The following is a 20646-nucleotide window of genomic DNA, read 5'->3' as shown; positions in this document are numbered from 1 at the left end:
AGGCGTTAAGGTAAATAGGGTTGAATGTTATAATCTTTTCCGGCTGTGGTCACCAGGTCATATTCATACACCTTTGCCAGGGGCAGCTCCGGCAGCTTTGTTTTATCTTTTATTGCTGTTTTTACCGGCAGTGGCGTGAAGTAGCAGGGATTAGGGTTATTTCCGCTGGCCGGTTGCAGTGCAGCGCCTTCAGCACTTACCGGCGCCTGTACACGAATACGGCAATTGCCGCCCGATTTGCTGTGAATAACCGCCCCGGTAAGATGCCCGTTTGCCCATTCCATATCTACTTCAAAGCCGCCCCGCGCTTTTAACCCTTTTACATGGCCGTTGGGCCAGGCCGCCGGTAATGCCGGCAATAGGTAAATAGCGCCGTCATGGCTTTGCAGCAGCATTTCTGTAATACCGGAGGTAATGCCAAAGTTACCGTCTATCTGGAAAGGCGGATGCGCATCAAACAGGTTAGGATAGGAGCCGCCGGCTTCATCGGCTACGCTTGTGCTGTCAACTACCGTCAGGAACAATTGTTTGTTCAGCATCGTATACGCTTGGTTTCCATCCTCCAGCCTTGCCCACAGGTTAACTTTCCAGGCTTTTGACCAGCCGGTGCCTCCATCACCACGCAGCAGCATGCTGCGTTTGGCGGCTGCGGCCATCTCGGGGTTGTGCCGGGGCGTAATAAAATAGCCGGGAAACAGCCCATATAAATGGGAGAGATGCCGGTGGTGATCGTCCGGATCATCCCGGTCCTTATACCACTCCTGCAGCTGTCCGTATTGTCCTATATGAAAAGGATATAGCTGCTGCAGCGCAGTTTTTAACCGGTTGGCAAATGCCGCATCTTTGTTTAACAGCTGTGCTGCCAGCACCGTGTTGTTGAACAGGTCGCGTATAATGGAAAGGTCCATGGTAGTGGCTATGCTTACAGAGCCCACCCTTTTGCCATTTACGGGAAAGTTATTTTCCGGGGAAGTGGCAGGACTGGTTACCCACTGGCCATCATCGTTTTTTATCAGCCAGTCCAGCATAAATTCAGCGGCTGACCGCATAACCGGATAGGCCGTATCTGCCAGGAAGGACCAGTTGCCGGTAAACAGGTAATGTTCCCACAGGTGGCGCGTAAGCCACGCACCGCCCATGGGCCAGATAGCCCATCTTGGATTGCCGCGCGGATCATTAAAATCAATACCCCCCGCTGGGTTGGTCATTGCCCATATATCGGTATTATGATGTGCGGTCCAGCCCCTGGCACCGTAATTAACGGCAGCGGTTATACGGCCTTTCCTGGCCAGCTGTGTAATAAAATTGAACAATGGCGTACCGCATTCACTGAGGTTGGCTGTTTCAGACGGCCAGTAGTTCATTTCCGTATTAATGTTAATGGTGTAGTTAGATCCCCAGGGCGGCTGCATCTCATTATTCCACAGGCCCTGGAGGGTCATGGCGGGGCCGCCTTTGCGGGAGCCGGCTATCATCAGGTAACGTCCGTACTGGTACAACAATGTGGTGAGCTGCGGATCACAGTTGCCGCCATGGGCTGTGTAAGCTTTTAGCCTTACGTCAGTAGGCTGTGTTGCAGCTGCATCTTTGCCCAGGTTCAGCGTTACTTTCCGGAAAAGACGCTGGTAATCGCTTTCATGTTCCTGCAACAGCTGTGCGTAATCTTTTTGCCGGGCGGCATCCAGGTAGCGCAGGGCTTCAACGGCAGGGTCCTTACCTTCAAGGCCGGGTGATTTATCGGGCCCGTTGTAGCTGGTGCCTACGGATAATAACAACACTACTTCTGAAGCGCCCTGCACATGCAGGCCGCTGGTATCTGTATGCACGGTACCGTTTTTTACCCTTGCCTGCAAATGCACTTCGTAATTCATGCCTTCTCCCTTTCCGCCGGCGGCATATACAATTTGCCGGGGCTCAGAAGGGCGGCTGGCTACATATGCAGGACACTTGCCTTTCATAACAACATAATGGTCGTTCATTGCCTGTATGTGGTGCGGCATGGGATTTTGGAAACGGGTACTAAAGGTAATGGCGCCGGAACGGCTGGCCCTAAACCGTATTACCAGCAGTTGTGCCGGGTAGCTGATAAACATTTCACGTGTATAGGTAACGCCGTCGGCCGTAAAAGTTACGGTAGACAGGGCTTTATTCAGGTCCAGCCCGCGCCGGTATTGTTCCGGCGAACCGTTAATGCTGTTATCAAAATACAGGCTGCCCAGGGTCAGGTAACGGGCGCTGTAAAGGCCCATCATTTTGCGTGCGGCCTGGTCGGCCTCCATATATTTTCCTGCAGATAACAGCTGCCGTACATGCGGTAATACCAGGCGCGCCTGCGGATTGTTACCATCACGCGGTCCGCCTGACCACAGGTACCCTTCATTCAGCTGCAGCCGCTCCTGTTGCACGCCGCCAAATACCATTGCGCCTATACGCCCATTGCCTAACGGCAAAGCAGCTACCCATTGTGTGGCCGGCTGCCGGTACCAGAGCTTCAGCAGTGAGTCTTCCGGCGGCGATGCCAGTGAAACGTGTGCCGTTAATAATAAAAGGAGGCTAATGCTATAATACTTCATGGCTATATTTTGATTTAATAGAACAGCGGCAAAAGTTGCCGGTAATAAATGCCGCCTTCGCAGCGGCGGCAATGCGCTTTTCTTTTTATTAAAAGACATAGCCGGCCGGCACCCGCCCGTTAAGACAGTGAAAGCTGTTACGCGTTATTGAATGATAACAATACCGGTTACCGGCAACGTTTTTACGGAGAAAAAGAGGAATGGACTTTAATGAGATTTTTACTCCTTCTTTTTCATAAACCTGGAATCTGGAACTAATTTAAGCAATCGATTGCATAAAAGGAAATTCTTATGATGTCATCTATGAAAATAACTGCGGTGTTTAAGAGTGGGCATGTATTCCGGTTTATGGTTACTGTTTGCAGGTTGCTGCAGTTTACAAGTTTATAAAAAGAGGGAAAGCATGTTACGATACACCGTCTGCAGCAGTGTGATATTGCCGCCAGGGAAATTAAAACAGTTTACCGGGCAAGATACCCACCGTCTACATTATAATACGAGCCTGTTACAAAAGACGCTTTATCTGAGCTAAGCCATAAGGCCAGTTCCGCTACTTCTTCCGCAGTACCCAGTCGGCCCATTGGATGCAGGCCTACCAATCCCTGCATAGCTTCCTCACTTAAATTATTCAGCAGGGGTGTTGAAATGTAACCAGGTCCGATAGCGTTAATGCGTATCTTTTTATCGGCATATTCAAGCGCCGCGGACTCGGTGAGCCCTATTACTCCATGCTTGGCTGCTACATAGGCTGATGAATGCGGGGTGCCTACTTTTCCCAGGATAGATGCCATGTTTACAATGCTGCCGCCTCCTGCCTCCAGCATTGCAGGTATCTGGTAACGCATGCCATAGAACACGCCGGAAAGGTTAATGGCAATTACTTTATCCCATCCGTCTATTGGATATTCGCCCACAGGCGCAATGGGGCCGCCAATGCCCGCATTGTTCACAGTAATGTTTAAACCGCCGAATTGTTTTACAGCTTGTTCCACCAGCATATTATTGTCTGCTTCTTTTGATACATCTGCTTTTACAAAAAGGGCATTTCCTCCTTTATCTTTTATAGCAGCCACTGTTGCATTGCCGCCTTCTTCATCAACATCTGACACAATAATTTTTGCTCCTTCGGCAGCATACAACAAGCATATTGCTTTTCCTATTCCTGATCCGCCTCCTGTAACAATAGCTGCTTTATTTTCTAAAGTCTTCATGGGTTTCAGGTTTAATAATTATACAAAATGGGCATTGCTATCCGGCCTGCCGGGCTGGGCTGACAACAGGTTTTAGCGTAGTGGTCATGAATTTATGCAAATGCCGCCAACCGGCAAAAAGCGGGAATATTTATATATTAAAATGCATTTATTCAACTGCAAAAGAAATTGCGCAGCAATGCGCTAACGGCAGTGGATCAGCCTGAGCCAGGCTATAAGTTTTCAAAATGATGCTTTCTTTAAATAATTTTGCAGCTGATAAACAGTAAGCATATGGATGGCCAATACAGAAAAGACATTTATCCCGGACAGGAAGTGGCTATTATTCTTAAAAAAGACCAGCGGACCGGTAAGCTGACATATGGTATTGTTAAAGACCTGCTCACATCGGCAGCCTATCATTCAAGAGGAATAAAAGTGCGCCTGGAAGATGGACAGGTGGGCCGTGTAGCACAAACAGATGTTGTTGATCCAGATGGGGAATAAAAACGCCCCGCACCGGGGGCGTTTACTTTGCATCATGGATGCGAATAAAGCCGGTATACAAGAGTTCCGGATGGCGGCAGGCCAGGTCCTCCGCTGGTATATCCTTCCGCAACCAAGGTTCCGTTAACCGGGTTGGTATCAGCATCGCTGACGATTTCCGCATTAGCCAGTGTGCTCCAGGCAATAAACTGGCCGGCAGGAGTGTACCAGGCATAGTTTACAATGGCGGGACTTGCTTTTTGAGTTTGGGTAGTTGAAAATGAGCTTAATAAAAGCATCCCGGCAAATAACAACGGGAGAAAAACAAGGGCTTTCACGTTTTTCATGTGAATGGGTTTAATGGTTAAAAAGAGGGGTATATCATTTAAATCTACAAAAGAGATTTGAACAATCAAGAGGTCATTTGCATATCTCCCTGCTTTGCCAAAGGAATGCTTTCAAAGTCAATAAAAATTATTTAAGCAACACACCTTATCAGGTAGCAGCAACCAGGATTGGTTCAGCACCTGATGCGGAAAGACCATCCTTCCTGCCCGTGAAATACCGGTTTGAGAGATCGCTGCCTGATATAATTGCTGCATTTTTCAGGCCTGCTTCAGTAGCAAGTTCCAGCATTTGTGCGGGAGTGAAAAAGCTAAGGAACGGCGTGCCCGCTGCCGCGGCGCCTTTCATGGCCATCTCAAGCAAACGCTGCTCCTCCGGCTTCAAAAGCTCTTTTGGCAACAGGAACGACAAGGCCAGCGTAGAATTCGGCGCTAATGCGGCAACCTGCTGAAGCATGCCCAGTATTGCTTCACGGGTAAGGTACATGCTTACGCCGGTACAGGCAACAACCGCCGGGCTATTCATATCAAAACCGGCATTTGCCAGCGCCTGGAGCCAGTGAGCATGCTTTTCAAAATCAACAGGCACAAACCGCAGCCGGTCAGCTATATCATAGCCTAATGCAGCCAGGCGCTGCTGCTTCCATGCCTGTGTGCTGGGTTCATCAATTTCATAAACCGTTATTTTGGAACTGAGATCTTTTCGCCGTAGCGCAAACGTGTCAAGGCCGGCGCCCAGGATCACATACTGGCGCACCCCGCGATCCGTTGCCGCTGTCACCAGGTCTTCTACAAACCGCGCCCGTGTAACTATCGACAGGCGCGCCTGCCGGGTGCCTTCGGGGTGCATATCGGGCCGTTGCTGCCAGTTGGCTTCCGGCGCGGCCAGCTGCAGGCCAAGTTCATCTTCCAGTATATGCGGCGGCGCATCCACCTGCAAATGAAGCGCTCTCCATAAAGCCACGCGAACGGCTGTATTATCCGGTATTGTTTTCATATTCTGCTGCATATCTTAATGGTTTGCATAATTGAATAAATGTTGGATCAAAACAGGGCAAAGTTAGCGGCAGCTGCTGCGTTAAAATTGTAAAAAACCGACAGTCCCTTGCTAAGATTGCCATTCAGGAAAACCGGGCATCCGTTCAATGGTTTTACGCAGGTAAATGCGCGGGCTTGCGCCGGAAAATAATTTAAAATCGCGGATAAAATGTGCCTGGTCGTAGTAGCCCAGCGAATGCGCAATGTTTGTAAGCGAATGAAACCTGCCTTGCCGCAAAAGCGACAGCGCCGTTTGAAAGCGGCTGATGCGCGCAAACAGGATGGGTGTAATACCGATATGCGTGTGAAAGAGCCGTTCAAGCGAGCGCTCTGATAAGTGAAGGTCGTGCAGCACACGGGATAAATTTGCGCCTTGTTGTAATGCGGTAACGGCATATTCCGCTTTTTTATTTTCGCCTTCATACCGGCGTACCTGCGACAGCAGGAATGAGGAAAGATAAGCAACCCGTTGCTGCAGGGAGCTGCAGTGAAGCAGCTGCTCAGTTAAAGAGGTTTTGACAAGATGTGTGATACATATATTCTGATGGGCCAGCTCATTTGCATTTAAACCAAAAACCTGCTTAAGCGCGGTTGGCTGAAAGGTTACCCCAACAGTGCGGAAGCTGCCGCTGCTCTGTAGTTGCCCATACCTTTTCGCCTGCCCGAAAACAAATAATTGCGGCAGCTGTTCGCCCCCGAAGCCGGAAAATACGCCTGGTTTCTCCTGGAATATAAGGCCCGGTACACCGTTACACATTACAGTAAAGGTTTTGGGCGATACATCATCTGTTTGGCTCTCCAGCATCCAGAAGTGGCGGACATAATTTTTAAGCGGCGCAGGAGGTGCAATTACCTGGAAATTCATGCTTCAGTTTTTCCCGCACAAAGATACAATGTCGCCGAAATAAGCCGGCCAGGTGTGGCAGGTAAACGTTTTACGCAGGGAGTAAAAGAAAACCCACTGAATAATGCTCAGTGGGTTGAAAACTGTATGTTACAGGCATTATGCTTTATGCCTTTAATGTATAGCTGCCTACTTCTTTTCCGGCATCATCCTGCATATGCAGCTGCAACTGCCTGCGGTCGGCCGTCACTCTTATGAGTGTACGCTTGCCGTCCTGCGGGCCGCCGCCGATAATGATAGGATAATTGTGTTCCCCTGCTACAGGCGGATGCACGCCATACCGGTGCGTATGGCCTGAAATACAGATGTCTACCTTATATTTATTAAACAGCGGGTTAAATAATTCCCTGCAATGCATTGTTCCGTGCCAGTCGCCGGAGTAAAACGGCGGAATATGCATCAGTATTACCTTGAACGGGGCTTTCCGGAAGGCAGGTGTCTGCATTTCTTTCTCTACCCAGGCTGCCTGTTCCCGGCGGTAAGCATCAAAATCCACAATCCCTGCATACACCGGTGTATCGTCCGGTTTATCTTCCCCTGTATCTAATACAATTACGTGCGCCGGACCGTGGGTAAAGCTAAAATAAGACTGGCCCCGGGGATTGCTGAAATACTCATGCCAGTGCAGCCGGAAACTGCCTCTTGTTTCATGATTTCCGCGCACATAAAGGAAGGGCGCAGTGGCTGCAAACGTATCGGTGCAGGGCGTAAGCATATGATCTACGATCTGCTGTTCATCTGTCTGGTAATTGAATACATCGCCGTTAAAAAATACAAAGTCATAAGGTGCGTCGCCGCGCAGTCCCATCAGGTGCGGAATAGAGGCCGGGCGGTCATGCAGGTCATTCATGATCAGCCAGCTCACTTTGGCAGGGCGCTCTTCAAAGGTGCGAAAGGAGAAAACTTCACTATTAATGGTTTCGCCATAAGTGAGCTTGTACGGTTCAAACCCGGTGATCTCTTTGGAGCATACCCGGTAATAGTAAGTAGTGCCGGGCTTTAACCCGTTCAGCTGCACCCTGTTTACGCGGTTATAGGCATCTACCAGTCCATCAGTAACACTGTGCGCCTTTTGCCCCAAATCATTTGTTTCTCCAAACTCCACCCAGCTGTAGGCCGGCATGTTGGTGATCCATCGAACGGTCATTGCCGTGGGGCCGGGATCCTGTAAATAAGGCTGACTGGTAAATACATGTCCCTTAGCCGGATCTGCGGGCGCCAACAATGCAAATGACTTAAAAGGCAGCATGGCTGCCGCGCCGGTGCCTGCCAGGTTACGCAGGAACGAACGCCTGTTGTTAGTTAAAATATCCTTCATGTTGTTGTAATGATTTATTTTTTCCATTTCACTTCGCGGAATAGAGAACGGGTTGAAAGCCTGGTTTCATACTGCACTATACCATACTGTTAATAAAAGAGAACGTTGTATATAGATCGTACGCCGTTTTTCCATAACTACAGGAATACTTTCTGAGCCAGGATGCCCACATGACAAGATGGGTAACCGAAAGTTGAGATAAAATACAAAAAAATTATTGAGAATTTCCAGGAGTGAACGGAAATGCTTATTTCCCTTGCATATTACCGGCGCTTAGGTGCTGCTTTACCGGGATCTCCGGTTCCTGGAGACAATAACTATTTGAAAAATATATAAATAAATTTATATATTGTGAAGATATGTAAATTGCTACGTATTAATATATTAGACCTATCCCTTTTTACCTATGTTACTTTGTAAGCGGCTAATAACGGCTACACTATTCCTTTTTTATTTTCATTGCGCTTATGCACAAACCGGGGAACTGTACCGGTACCAGGATCTTTCGCATCTCTATTATCAAAAGCAGCAGGACTCCTTAAAAAAAGCATGGACCTGTCCGGCCCTTTATAAGCAAAAAGCAACCCAGAAGCAATATAAAGAGCTTTGGGACGACCGTACCGACTTTCTTACAAAGTCAATTAAAGACGATGACTACGTATATGACAGGGAGGTGCTCAGCTATATAGACACTATTGTTAGCCAGATCGTCCGGGCCAATAAGCAGCTGATCCCCGTTAAACCGCTTGTGCTGATAGACAGAAGCGCGGCGGTAAATGCCTATGCCGTAGGAGGCAATATACTGGCTATTAATCTCGGGTTGCTCGCTTTTACCCGCTCGCGTGAAGACATTGCATTTACAATTGCCCACGAGCTGTCCCATAACATACTGCTTCACCCCGAAACGGCAATGAAGCAACGTGCAGAATGGCTGACGTCCGATGAATATAAAAGCTCAATGAATGCCATCCTGGATTCAAAATATGAAAGGCTTACCCGTCTTAAAAAGGTGTTTGAGGGCTATTCATTCAACAGAAGCCGGCACCAGCGCTACCATGAAAGCGATGCAGATTCACTGGCAATTGTGATGCTGAAGAAAAGCAATATTGCCTTTGATCCTACCTTCTTTCTTCGGCTGGACAGTGCGGACATACAATATAAACAACCATTAAAACAGCCCTTGCAGCAATATTTTTCCGCGTATAATATCGCGATAGAAAACGCTTGGCTGCAAAAGCGTTCCAAAGGACTTTCCACCAGGGTATATAATTTTAAAGACACAACACATATACAGGACTCGTTGAAAACGCACCCCGACTGTATAGAACGTTACAGTAAAACATTGAATGCCGGCAGCACCAATACAAACTTCACCCAGGTACCGGCATCCATACAGGAGAAAGCCAGGAAAATGGAAATATGGAATATGTATATCAATATGAACCTGACTGCCTGTATGTACATGATCCTGCTTGAGAAAGACAAGGGCAATAAAGATCCGTGGTATGATTTTATGGTAACGAACGTAATTACCGGGCTTTATTATGCCGACAGGGAATTGAGCCGGTTTAACGCCGTTGGGGTTACTCCCAAGGAATATATCTCCAAAGATTATTATCAGCTGCAAACAATGTTTGAGCAGGTGCCCCGGGAAAAGCTTGAGCAGTTCTGTAAAACGCTGCTGGACAACAACCAACGTGCCAACAGTAAAAAGGATGAAGCGGCATTTCACCGGCTCATGCATGCATTGACGCTGGACGCCGACTTTTCTGATTCGCATAAAACCAGCGTTGCCAAAGTGTTTATTAATGGCAACGAAAGCAGCCTGTATGCTGAGTTTGCGCACAAATTTGACAAGCCATAACATTTTATCCACTATACAATGAAACAACTATTTCTGATCAGCATCCTTTTTTTGCTGTTTACAAACAATCCCTTTGCCCAAACAAAAGTTTTTAAAGAAGTAAGTAATGGTATTTCTACAGAAGTAAAAGCGATTATACAGGACAACAATCTTGTAGGTTATATTGCCTTTACCGAGCTGGAACGCGCAAATGCAGATTCATTCCATTACAGGGTGACAATTATGGATGAGAACCTGAATGATATCGGTATATTGAATTTTACCGAACAGAAGCTCGATTTGCAGGCAGTAGCTTTTGAACAGGATGTATTGTGCCTTGCCTACCTGAAAAGTAACTTCATTGGTTACGGCGACAAAAAGAGAAAAGAACGCAAGGCGGAAGCCCGCCGTGGATCAGTATCTGTATTTACACAATTTGTAAGCCTGGATGGAAAAATTATCCAGTCCAACACTATTAAAACAAATGTGAAAGTACTGGAAACTTATGCCCGCGCCTGGGATCATAACACAATAGGCGATGGCGGACTGAAACATGCTATACAGCTGAAGAACGTACCCGGTAAAGGTTTTGTATGCTTTTACGGGGACGATAGCAAAAGCTATCTTATTGCATACGGCCCTGACGGAACAAATATCTGGCATAAGGATTTTATGCAGGCAGCGGAATACTTTGTTATGTTAATCTCGCAGCATGATATTTACCTGCTCTATAAAATGAAAGATAAGCTGCAGGAAGGCGGTTACTGGTTAATGGGATTCAATATGGATGATAATACTGCTTTTAAGAAATATGCGCTTCGTGATAAAAGGGGGCAACAATTCAGCATACATACATTTGAAAATGATCCTGTAACGGGTAAGCCCTACCTGGCAGGCGTGGTGCTGCACCCACGCAAAGGAAATGCGGCGCTAACCGTTAAGCAGCTGGCAAAAGGGCCTTACACAGGCGTGTTTACCGCCCAGGTAAAAGGCGCCGGCACCAGTAAAATAGAAACAGTGGTATCGGACTGGTCATCGGGCTCGCAGGCAGCATTCTCTTCCAAAGGCCGTTATGAGGCTACAAAATCGTTTGTGCGTTTTGAACCTGTTTTCAAAGATTACCAGGGCAATACTTATTTTGCCGGCACCTCCTTCACCAGGAAGCCCAAATGGGGCGCAATCGGTTTTTCCGCGGTAACCTTGCCGCTCATTATCCCGCCTTTATATATCCTGATGCTGTCCGGTACACAAAAATCACAGGTAAGGGATGCGCTACTGTTCAAACAGAACGAGAAAGGCGCTTTATCTTATGTAAATGCTATTCCTACTGCACATAGCCGTTACTACTCCGGCAGGGTTTCCGTTTTTTCGTATTTGCCCTGTCCCGATTATTATACAGTTGCCAACGCTGAAACCAAGACCAATTATCTTATCATAAGCGATAAGGATAATGTGCATATTTATAACGTGAATGAGCAGAAAGTGATACGCAAAATTCCCCGCAGGGAAGGGGCTGTGACCACCACTATCTATCCCGCCAAGGAAGGGCACATTATGGTATCGGAGTACAATAAAAAGGAGCAATCCAGGAGGTTCTCTATAGAATCATTATAGTTTGATCAAACACCAGGGCTGAACGGGAAAATCAGCCCTGGTTTAACAGCTCATACGCACCCTCTGATCATTTTACGGCATCCGGGTGTAATGCTTTCATGATTTAATGTTTTCAGGCATTTTGTTTTCATTTGTACATAAGATCTGCAATAAGCTCTCTTTCAGGCCTGCCGGTTTTTAATCTATTCTTTCCCATACCTCAATAGCCCGTTGTATTGCTGCAAACCCGGTAGCCGGTGACATTCTTAAACAGCATTCGTTTCTTCGTCCTATATTTGAATGACTTATATGCCCGGCGCTTCAACAGGCACCTTTCCTGTCTTTTTTTATTCAGACAATAAGATTCCACATTATGAAAAACAAGATTTTGGTGGTCGGAAGTATCAACATGGACATGGTCGTAAAAACTGCTCATATACCTCAACCGGGAGAAACGATGCTGGGAGGCGTGTTTTTTATGAACCCGGGCGGTAAGGGCGCCAACCAGGCCGTTTCGGTAGCACGCCTGGGCGGCCATGCCGCCTTTATAGGAAAAATCGGGGACGACCTTTTCGGGAAACAGTCTACCCGCCTTTTCGAGCAGGAGGGTATTGACATCACCGGCATATGCTCCGACCCCGGCACGCCTTCAGGTATTGCAATGATCACTGTTGACGCGGCGGGTGAAAACAGCATTGTTGTTGCCCCCGGCGCAAATGCCCGCCTGCAGCCTAACGACGTAGCGGCCGCCCTGGACAAGCAACCGGACGGCAAAATATTGCTTGTTCAGCTGGAGATCCCAATGGAAACAGTGAAATATGCCGCGGAGTATGCCCGTGAAAAAGGGCTGCTGGTGATACTGAACCCTGCGCCTGCAAATGACCGCGTTGCGGCGCTGCTTCCCCTTGCAGACATTATCACGCCGAACGAAAGTGAAGCAGCGCTGCTGTCGGGTGTTCAGATCAAAGACCTTGCAGGGGCGCGCCAGGCGGCAGAGCAGATTGCCGCACGCGGCGTTAAAAGTGTGATCATCACCCTTGGCAGTCAGGGCGCGGCGCTGCTGCATAATGGCGCCTTCCTCCATATACCTGCGCCCTTGGTTGAAGCAGTAGATACAACTGCTGCGGGCGATGTTTTCAATGGCGCGCTGGCCACAGCCCTGGCCGAAGGCAAAAGCCTGGAAGATGCGGTGGTGTTTGCCTGCAATGCGGCTGCCATTGCCGTTACCCGGCTTGGTGCACAGTCGTCTATCCCTTACCGCAATGAAGTACCGTTCAACATTATATCCTGAACAACCATTTACCTGCTAACAAAACCCTTATAAATTCCAACGTTATGTTTATAGTAGAAAGCTATTCCCTTGCTGTAATATTTTGCCTTATCACCATGCTTTGCTGGGGTTCCTGGGCCAACACCCAGAAACTGGCAGCAAAAGAATGGCGTTTTGAGCTGTTCTACTGGGATTATGTTGCCGGTATTCTGCTGCTTTCCATTATCGGCGCTTTTAGCCTGGGAAGCCATGGAACAGCGGGGCGGCCATTCATCGCCGATCTCACGCAGGCCGCGTCCGGCAATATCAGCAGTGCATTTATCGGAGGCGTTGTTTTCAACCTGGCCAATATCCTGCTTACGGCCGCCATTGCCGGAGCCGGTATGGCCGTTGCATTCCCCGTTGGCATTGGCCTTGCCCTGGTGATCGGTGTTGTGCTCAATTACGCCCTGGCTGCCCGGGGGAACCCGCTGCTGCTGTTCTCAGGCGTGTTGCTGGTTACATTGGCCATCATCACCAACGCCGTTGCCTATGGTAAACATTCGGGCAGCACGGGAAAGCGGGGTGTAGGGAAATGGATTTCCGTGGCCATTATAGCCGGCATCCTCATGTCCAGCTTTTATCCGTTCATTGCTGCAGGGATGGATCTTGAAAATCCGGCATTCCCTGCAGCGGGTAAAATGACGGCCTACACCGCCTTTGTTGTGTTTGCGGCAGGCATCTTCATAAGCAACCTGCTTTTCAACACGATACTGATGCGCCGTCCTTTAAACGGGCCTCCCATCCGGTTTTCCACCTATTTGAAAGGCCGGCCGCGCCTGCACCTGACAGGATTGCTGGGAGGCTGCATCTGGGGAGTGGGCAACCTGTTCAATCTCATTGCTTCGGGCAAGGCAGGACCGGCCATCTCTTATGGCCTGGGGCAGGGCGCTACGCTGGTTGCTGCGCTTTGGGGGGTATTGGTATGGAAAGAGTTCAAAGGCAGCTCTCCCGCCGTGAACCGGCTGGTGACGGGCATGTTCATCCTTTTTATAACAGGCCTTGGGCTTATCATTGCAGCGGGCCGCTGACGGCTTATGCAAAGTTTGCGGAATCCGTAATACTTAAAAAAAATTTACATCATTCCAGAATTGAACCCTTATGCAAAAAATGACTATTACCGTTCTGCTGCTGGGCTTACTAACGCTGGCGGCTATACCCTCTCCCATTGGTACAGGCAAGGAAGCGCTTCCGGTGATGAAACTGTCAAAGCAGGTGCTGGAAGACAAGATCAAAGGCGGATGGGCAGGGCAGACAATCGGCTGCACCTATGGAGGACCTTTTGAGTTCAGGTTCAACGGTACGATGATACAGGATTATGTAACACCGGCGCCCTGGGACAGCAACAGCATCAAATGGTGGTACGATCACGCACCGGGGCTTTACGATGATGTATATATGGACCTCACCTTTGTAAAGGTATTCGACAAATACGGCCTGGACGCACCGGTTGATTCATTTGCCAATGCCTTTGCCTATGCATCTTACCCCTTATGGCATGCCAACCAGGCGGCCCGTTTTAACCTGCTGAACGGGTTAAAGGCGCCGCAAAGCGGGCACTGGATGCACAATCCACACGCCGACGACATTGACTTCCAGATCGAATCGGATTTTGCGGGGTTAATGTCGCCCGCTATGGTGAATACCGCCAGTACTATCTGCGACAGCATCGGGCATATCATGAACTACGGCGATGGCTGGTATGGCGGCGTATACATGGCCGCCATGTATGCCCTGGCATTTACTTCCAACAATATAAACGAGATTGTTACGGAAGCGCTGAAAGTCATTCCCGAAAAGAGCAAATACCGGCGGTGTATGGAAAGCGTGATCGCCAACCATAAAAAATATCCTGGTGACTGGAAACGCACCTGGTTTGAAGTACAGCGTAACTGGAGCGAAGATCTTTACTGCCCGGAAGGAGTATATGTGCCGTTTGATATTGATGCGGCCCTTAATTCTGCCTATGTCCTGGTCGGGCTCCTGTACGGGCAGGGTGATTTCACAAAGACCATGGATATTGCCATGCGCTGCGGGCAGGATGCCGATTGCAATCCCGCTTCTGTAGCCGGCATACTGGGTGCCATGATCGGTTACAAGGCGATCCCGGAAAAGTACCTGCGCGCGCTTAAGCTTGTCGAAGACAGGCCCTTTGCCCACACAGCAGTATCGCTGAATAAGCTCTATGAGATGAGCTATCAGCAGGCGCTGGAGGTTATCCGGCGAAACAAGGGCCATGTCAACAGCAATGATGTTATTATTCCCTATGAGGTACCGCAGCCTGTGCGGCTGGAGCAGAGTTTCAGCGGCTATTACCCGGTGCAAAAAGTGCTGATCAACAAACCGCCCGATCAGCTGGGCGAATTCCGGTTCCGGGGAAAAGGCGTTGTTTTCAGGGGTAATGTGCAGGGGCCTGCTGATTACGTTGCAAACGTTGAGATGTATATTGACGGTAAGCTGGTCAACACCGTGCGGCTGCCTGTGAGCTTTATCACACGGCGCGATGAGGTGTGTTATGCATTTGAGCTGCCCGAAGCCGATCACACCGTTACATTAAAGTGGACGAACGCGGATGGGGCAGCCAGGCTGCAGGTTACGGAGGTGTTGGTGTATGGGGCTGGGGCGGAGAATTCGGAATAAGAGTGCTATAAGTTTTATAAAAGAGAAAACCCGATAATTATCAGTTACCGGGTTCTGTAGCGAGAAAGGGAGTTGAACCCTTGACCTCAGGGTTATGAATCCTGCGCTCTAACCGCCTGAGCTACCTCGCCAAATCATCCCTCCTTTTTACGGAGGGAGTGCAAAGATAATAGTCAATCCTGAAATATCAAAATTCTTATAAAACCACTCAATAGATCCCCGGCAGCAGCCGGTAGGTACGCTTTTTATACGCCGTATAGGCATCGCCCAGTCCGGCGGAAAGCATGGCTTCCTCTACCTTAATGCGGTACAGGAAAGCAATAGCCACCGGTACAAATACCACCAGCAGGCTAACCCAGTTATTCAGCGAAATGACAAACCCGAGGAAAGACAGCAGGGAGGCGGCATAGGAGGGATGCCGTACATATTTGTACATACCATCCTGTTTAATGGTATGCCCTTCACGAATGGCCACATTTACGGTAAAAAAGCGCCCCAGGGAAATAATAGCCGTCAGCCGTAGTGCCATGCCCAGTATAATAAGGCAAATACCTGCCCAGCCAACAGCCGCTGACCTGATAATCGGGAAATAACTGCGTTGGGATATGTTCACCGCTGCAATAGTGCAAATGATCACTGTTACCCATATGTAAGTAAGGGAATGCTTGCCTGCGGGCTGCTTATCGCCCTGGCCAGCGCGCAAAACCCGGTTCAGGATAACCTCCGATGCAAACCAGCAAAAGTACACGATATTAAAAAAGAGGCTCATAGCATAGCGGTTCTGCTAAAGATAGCAGATAATAGCTGTTCCGGCAATGGACAAAAAGCTGCTCAACTGTAGGACAGCAGCACTTAAAAACTTACGGCATTATGTGCAAAGCTCGCACTCCTGCAGGAATAACGGTATTTTAACAGTAACAAACGGAGCTACCAGGAGCAAGGAGAACAGAAGGGAAAGCGGGGGAAAATGGCACAAACAGAATAGCCATCCCGAAGGACGGCTACTCACAGCTTACGCTTTATCTAACATGTATCAATCCAGTATGAATTCCATTTGAATATTGGCCCTTTCATAAGGAGAGGGAGGGCCGGTTATTTTTTTAAACCCCAGTTTGTGATAAAGGCTGATAGCCGGTTTTAGGATGGTATTGCTCTCCAGGTACAGGCGGGTAGCGCCGGTACGGCGGGCCAGCTCTATGCAGGCTTGTCCCAGCAGCCAGCCGATATTTTTACCCCGTGCTTCCGGCGACACGGCCATTTTGGCCAGCTCATAGGTGTCGTTGTCCATTTTAATGAGTGCGCAGGTGCCTACGGGCTGACCTTCATAAATGGCCATCAGTATATGTCCGCCTTTATCCAGGATGTATTCTTTAGGATGGTCCAGCGCTTTATAATCAGCTGCTTCCATTTTAAAATAAGTAGTGATCCATTCCTCATTCAGCTGCCTGAATGCGGCTGCATGTTCCGGCTGGTAATCCACAATCTGCACGGCAGCGCTTTCCCGTTGTTTCTTTTCTTCCTGCACGCGCCGCAGCAGGCTTTTCTGCTCCAGCAGAAACTCCCATTCTGCAATGCCTTTCCACAGGTCGTATTGTGTGGTTTTCATAGCATTTTCCACGGCAGCGCCTACATCTTTATACTGGTCCTGTATTTTGGCATGTATGGCCTGGCCGGCGGAAGAAAGCGTGATGTAGTTTTTGCGGCCGTCCTTTTTTCCTTTCTTTTCCTTTACATATCCCTTTTTAGCCATTTCCCGTACAATCTGGCTTACAGAAGGGTGGGTATGCCCTATCTCCTTGGCTATTTCCGTAATGGTTCTTTCTTCCCCGCGGGAAAGCACATAAAACACCGGGAACCATTTGGGTTGCATTTCAATGTTGTAAAGCGCATATATCTGGGATGCTTCCTCTGTAAGCAGGTCGCTGAGGCGGCGCAGCCGGCTGCCCAGGGCCATTTTCCCTATTTCATCATAAAAGTCCATAAATGTATATTTAATTACGTAACTGCTTACGTAAATGTATGAGAAAATATTTTTCCCACCAAAAAATCCTGTGGACCGGTTTAACACCTTAGCCTTCTATTACGTTCCGTTCTCTACCGATTATTGGTGTTGGAAAATATTTGATTGGATTAAAGATGACTGATTAATGAAAAACTTCTATAAATAGATTTAGAAATATCCCGTTAAAGATGAATATCCCCCAAAAAGAGCCATTCGCACTGTTTAGAAACATTCATATGTAGATAAATCACTCACTACACATCCATATTAGATTGGTTCAGAAAACTATTGATCATTGCAGAAATAAAGTTCAACAAAAACGCTTGCACACGGTTGCAGCACCAATCCATAGCAGATGAATGGTTCCCAACATTAGATCAGTTCAGAAAATGGTTGATCGTAGCAGCGGTTAGTTCAAACAAGAGCTTTTGGAGCTGATACAGCAGGTAGTATTTGCCAAAATATTCTTATTGAGCACATTCACAAAGCAATAATCATCGTGAAGGCGCAGCAAAAGTTAGAAAACGATCCTCAACCATAACAGCTGCCTAAGGCAAAAAAACTTTTACTGATAGCGATAAACAAACGCTATTTCTTCTTCGGGCCGTGCACCCGCGTATGATCAGCTGCCAGCAGCAGCGTGATCATATGTGCAGAAAGGCCGTCGGACCGTTTGTAAAAAGCATAACGCAAGGCAGCTTCCCGGAACGAATATTTGCCCAAAAAAGGCTTGTAAAATGCATAACGTGCTCCCAGCCCCAGCTTATAGCTGTCAAAGGCAGAAAGGTCGTAGTCAGAAGTATAAAACCGTTCCCGGATCTCATGCGCTTTATAAGGCTTAAAATATTTGCTTGCCTGCTGGTGATAGTAACGCACCACGGGCGACAAAGTAAGCCGAGGCGTTATTTTAACCGGCGCTTCCAACTGTAACGTGTGGGCTGTAATGGCAAAGTTATCCTTGTAAAAACGGTAGTAGGAGCGGAGAATCACACGGTTGCCCACAAAGGTGTTCAATTGTATGCCCAGCGGTACTTTCCATCTTTCCCGCGGCAGGTTTTCCACCTTCAGGCTGTCGCCTGTAAAATATACCCGGTGAAAGGGGGTAGATAGTAATCCGTGCTGGTATACCAGCTCCGGGAACACGGCCAGCTCCATGCGTGCATTAATTACCTGGTACAGGGCAAAGCTGGCGTTGTAAGAGCGGCGTTTGTATTCCGTAAACCATTCCTTATACCGGAGCTCCTCGGGGTAAATCAACTTTTCCGGTGAAAAATGGTCCGGGTCAAGCCGGCCCCATCGCAGGTCGTCCAGGAACAGTTGAAAATGGGCGCTCACTTCCCGGGAGCCGTCGGCACTGGTATGGCCAAGCGTTACTCCCACCGGGATAGAAAGATAATCGGACTCTATGGAAAAGCCGGAGTGAACACCTATGCGCAGCCGCTGCCGCCGTAACAGCCGGCTGTAGCCTGCATCCAGGTGCGTGCGTGCATCTACCCTGGAGGCGGAAGAAACAACGTGGTCTATTTTATCTGTGGAGGCAGAGGTGATTACATCTACCCCTGTGTTTATATAAAATGTATTTACAGAGTCGCGTTTATGCGTAATTGTTACCTCCGGCGCATATACCTGCAGGGCTTCTGTGCCAATGCCGCCGGTAACAGCAGAGTGATCGCCCTCTTGCGTGTAATAGGAAAACAGTACCTGCACGTCTGTTTGCGATACGCTTTGCTGCTTATATGCGCTGTCTTTTGCCTTTTGTGCAGATGCAGATAAAGCCGTTGCCAATAATCCTAATGCCAGGTATTTCTTTTTCATGTCCTTGTTCAGTTACAGCCGCATCCCCCGCTGGCTTTGCCATTGCCGCCGCCACTGGCGCCTTCACGGTAGGTATGCGCACCTGCTTCAAATTTTTCTATATCGGGTTTGCCCGGTTGCATATTTTCATCATTCAGGTAGGCGCGCTGGTAAGGTTTTACGCTCACGCAGCCATGCAGCGTCATTACCAGCACTACTGCTGCCATTAAAATATGCCGCCGGTTTATATTATGCTGTTGCATGTATATTAATATGCCTGGATTGAAAAACCTGGTTCTGCGCATCTATCAGCAGGCAATGTACATTGGGCAGCTGGTCTACCAGGTGCATGCCTGCTTCCCGTCCCATTACCGTTACTGCCGTAGCCAGGGCATCTGACAGTTCTGCGCTTGGGCTCACTACTGTTACGCTTTTAATAAAAGGCACCGGTTTGCCGCTTACAGGATCTATGTTATGCGAGTAACGGATGCCGTTATGCTCAAAATATTGTTCGTAATTGCCCGAGGTGGCTACCGCCGCATTTTCAACCGGCAGCCAAAGCAATATCCTGGAAGTATTGTCCGGGTCTGCAATGCCTATTTTCCAGGGACTGCCATCCGGCTGGCGGCCCCACGCGGTAAGATCGCCGCTGGCGTTTATTACGCCGCCTTTAACGCCCCGGGCCAGCCATAACGCCTTTACCCTGTCGGCCGCATAACCTTTGCCTACTGCGCCAAAACCAATGCGCATGCCCTTGCGCGATAAATACACCCTGCATTCAGGCAGCAGCTGTATGTGCCGGTAGCCTACGGCCTGCAGGGTAGCTGCCAGCATAGCGGCATCTGGCAGCTGGAATGCGCTGCCTTTAAAATTGTATAGTTGCTTTAATGCCCCGGCAGTAATATCAAACGCACCCTGGGTAAGTGATGAAAGGCGTATGCAGCGGCCAATGAGTGCATACACCTCTTCTGCAACCTGCACCGGTTGTATGCCGGCGTACCGGTTCAGCAGGGCGGTTTGGGAAGTATCATTAAACGCTGTCAAAAGATATTCAATGCGCCGTATTTCTGCTACGCCTTCGTGTAAACGTTGCTGTGAGGCAGCTGCATCCTGCTCTACTGCAATCAGCTCAAAGTCCGATCCCATTAACCGCTGCTGTACCTTACTGCTTTGCATATACGTTTATTTAAGCTTTTGGCTTACCTCACTTACAAAATCTGCTGCTGTCTGGTGAAAGAAAGGCACCTGTGCCACCATTTTTTTAGCAGGGGTAAGCAGCACAATTTGCGGAAAAGCGCCGTTTGGATTGAATTGTGCGGCCAGCTGCTCATACTGTGTTTTCAGCAGGGCAGGTATTTTTTTTCGTTGGGGAAAGTCAGCCTCCAGCAATACCAGCCTGTCTTGTGCGAAATGCCGGAAAGTGCTGTCCATTAATATGGTTTTGTTAAACTCTATACAGGGAATGCACCAGTCGGATCCTGAAAAAATAAGCAGCACCTCCCTGCCTGAGCTTTGCGCCAGCGTAAAGGCCTCATCCGGGTTTTTAAGCACCTGTGCCTTTGCATATGTTGTGGTAAAAAGCAATAGCAGCAGCAAGTATCTGAACATAGGG

18 protein-coding genes and 1 tRNA gene are annotated in these 20646 nt (G+C 48.6%); 6 read left to right on the top strand and 13 right to left on the bottom strand.

Annotation, left to right across the window (positions count from 1 at the left end):
• Window positions 1-5: 5 nt before the first annotated feature.
• Window positions 6-2573, bottom strand: coding sequence for a glycoside hydrolase family 95 protein (locus VFS25_RS05755; protein WP_326461169.1), 2568 nt, complete (start codon window positions 2571-2573; stop codon window positions 6-8).
• A gap of 461 nt (window positions 2574-3034) precedes the next feature.
• The gene (locus tag VFS25_RS05750) at window positions 3035-3784 is read right to left on the bottom strand and encodes a glucose 1-dehydrogenase (protein ID WP_326461168.1); all 750 of its coding nucleotides are present in this window, start codon (window positions 3782-3784) and stop codon (window positions 3035-3037) included.
• Window positions 3785-4057: 273 nt separating this feature from the next.
• Here VFS25_RS05750 and VFS25_RS05745 point away from each other — a divergent pair, with 273 nt between their 5' ends.
• Window positions 4058-4270, top strand: a complete 213-nt coding sequence (locus tag VFS25_RS05745; protein ID WP_326461167.1) for a YwbE family protein — start codon at window positions 4058-4060, stop codon at window positions 4268-4270.
• Between the two features lie 32 nt (window positions 4271-4302).
• Here VFS25_RS05745 and VFS25_RS05740 read toward each other — a convergent pair whose 3' ends face one another.
• The 4 genes from VFS25_RS05740 to VFS25_RS05725 form a co-directional block, all read right to left on the bottom strand.
• Window positions 4303-4596, bottom strand: a complete 294-nt coding sequence (locus VFS25_RS05740; RefSeq protein ID WP_326461166.1) for a hypothetical protein — start codon at window positions 4594-4596, stop codon at window positions 4303-4305.
• Window positions 4597-4744: 148 nt separating this feature from the next.
• Window positions 4745-5602, bottom strand: a complete 858-nt coding sequence (locus VFS25_RS05735) for a class I SAM-dependent methyltransferase (RefSeq protein WP_326461165.1) — start codon at window positions 5600-5602, stop codon at window positions 4745-4747.
• A 99-nt stretch (window positions 5603-5701) separates the two neighbouring features.
• Window positions 5702-6496, bottom strand: coding sequence for a helix-turn-helix domain-containing protein (locus tag VFS25_RS05730; protein WP_326461164.1), 795 nt, complete (start codon window positions 6494-6496; stop codon window positions 5702-5704).
• Window positions 6497-6641: 145 nt separating this feature from the next.
• Window positions 6642-7853, bottom strand: a complete 1212-nt coding sequence (locus tag VFS25_RS05725; RefSeq protein ID WP_326461163.1) for a metallophosphoesterase family protein — start codon at window positions 7851-7853, stop codon at window positions 6642-6644.
• 406 nt (window positions 7854-8259) lie between these two features.
• Between VFS25_RS05725 and VFS25_RS05720 the strand changes: the two genes are divergently transcribed.
• The 5 genes from VFS25_RS05720 (at window position 8260) to VFS25_RS05700 (ending at window position 15238) form a co-directional block, all read left to right on the top strand.
• Complete coding sequence (locus VFS25_RS05720; protein WP_326461162.1) at window positions 8260-9717, top strand: M48 family metalloprotease; 1458 nt, start codon at window positions 8260-8262, stop codon at window positions 9715-9717.
• Window positions 9718-9735: 18 nt separating this feature from the next.
• Entirely contained in the window at window positions 9736-11310 is a 1575-nt protein-coding gene (locus tag VFS25_RS05715) for a DUF6770 family protein (protein WP_326461161.1), read from the top strand.
• 352 nt (window positions 11311-11662) lie between these two features.
• Window positions 11663-12580, top strand: coding sequence for a ribokinase (gene rbsK / locus VFS25_RS05710; RefSeq protein WP_326461160.1), 918 nt, complete (start codon window positions 11663-11665; stop codon window positions 12578-12580).
• 44 nt (window positions 12581-12624) lie between these two features.
• Window positions 12625-13629 (top strand): GRP family sugar transporter, encoded by a 1005-nt coding sequence (locus VFS25_RS05705; RefSeq protein WP_326461159.1) that lies wholly within the window; start codon window positions 12625-12627, stop codon window positions 13627-13629.
• A 79-nt stretch (window positions 13630-13708) separates the two neighbouring features.
• A complete protein-coding gene (locus VFS25_RS05700; RefSeq protein WP_326461158.1) occupies window positions 13709-15238 on the top strand; it encodes an ADP-ribosylglycohydrolase family protein in 1530 nt (509 codons plus the stop codon).
• Between the two features lie 57 nt (window positions 15239-15295).
• On the opposite strand, the gene VFS25_RS05695 is transcribed toward VFS25_RS05700, so the two are convergent.
• The 7 genes from VFS25_RS05695 to VFS25_RS05665 form a co-directional block, all read right to left on the bottom strand.
• Window positions 15296-15369: transfer RNA gene (locus VFS25_RS05695), tRNA-Met, on the bottom strand.
• A gap of 77 nt (window positions 15370-15446) precedes the next feature.
• Window positions 15447-16007: an isoprenylcysteine carboxylmethyltransferase family protein gene (locus VFS25_RS05690; RefSeq protein WP_326461157.1), complete on the bottom strand. Its 561-nt coding sequence runs from the start codon at window positions 16005-16007 to the stop codon at window positions 15447-15449.
• Between the two features lie 264 nt (window positions 16008-16271).
• Entirely contained in the window at window positions 16272-17219 is a 948-nt protein-coding gene (locus VFS25_RS05685) for a bifunctional helix-turn-helix transcriptional regulator/GNAT family N-acetyltransferase (protein WP_326461156.1), read from the bottom strand.
• A 609-nt stretch (window positions 17220-17828) separates the two neighbouring features.
• The gene (locus VFS25_RS05680) at window positions 17829-19055 is read right to left on the bottom strand and encodes a DUF3570 domain-containing protein (protein WP_326461155.1); all 1227 of its coding nucleotides are present in this window, start codon (window positions 19053-19055) and stop codon (window positions 17829-17831) included.
• Window positions 19056-19063: 8 nt separating this feature from the next.
• Window positions 19064-19261 carry a DUF4266 domain-containing protein gene (locus VFS25_RS05675; RefSeq protein WP_326461154.1) on the bottom strand — a complete coding sequence of 66 codons (198 nt, stop codon included), beginning with the start codon at window positions 19259-19261 and terminating at the stop codon, window positions 19064-19066.
• A 22-nt stretch (window positions 19262-19283) separates the two neighbouring features.
• Window positions 19284-20210 carry an FAD:protein FMN transferase gene (locus tag VFS25_RS05670; RefSeq protein WP_326461153.1) on the bottom strand — a complete coding sequence of 309 codons (927 nt, stop codon included), beginning with the start codon at window positions 20208-20210 and terminating at the stop codon, window positions 19284-19286.
• Between the two features lie 6 nt (window positions 20211-20216).
• Window positions 20217-20646 (bottom strand): thioredoxin family protein (locus VFS25_RS05665; protein WP_326461152.1); only part of this gene is annotated, 430 nt, incomplete at its 5' end.

It is taken from the genome of Chitinophaga sp., assembly GCF_035761305.1.
GTDB lineage: Bacteria > Bacteroidota > Bacteroidia > Chitinophagales > Chitinophagaceae > Chitinophaga.
The sequence above is the reverse complement of the archived record's forward strand: the minus strand, read 5'-3'. Positions and strand labels throughout refer to the sequence as shown.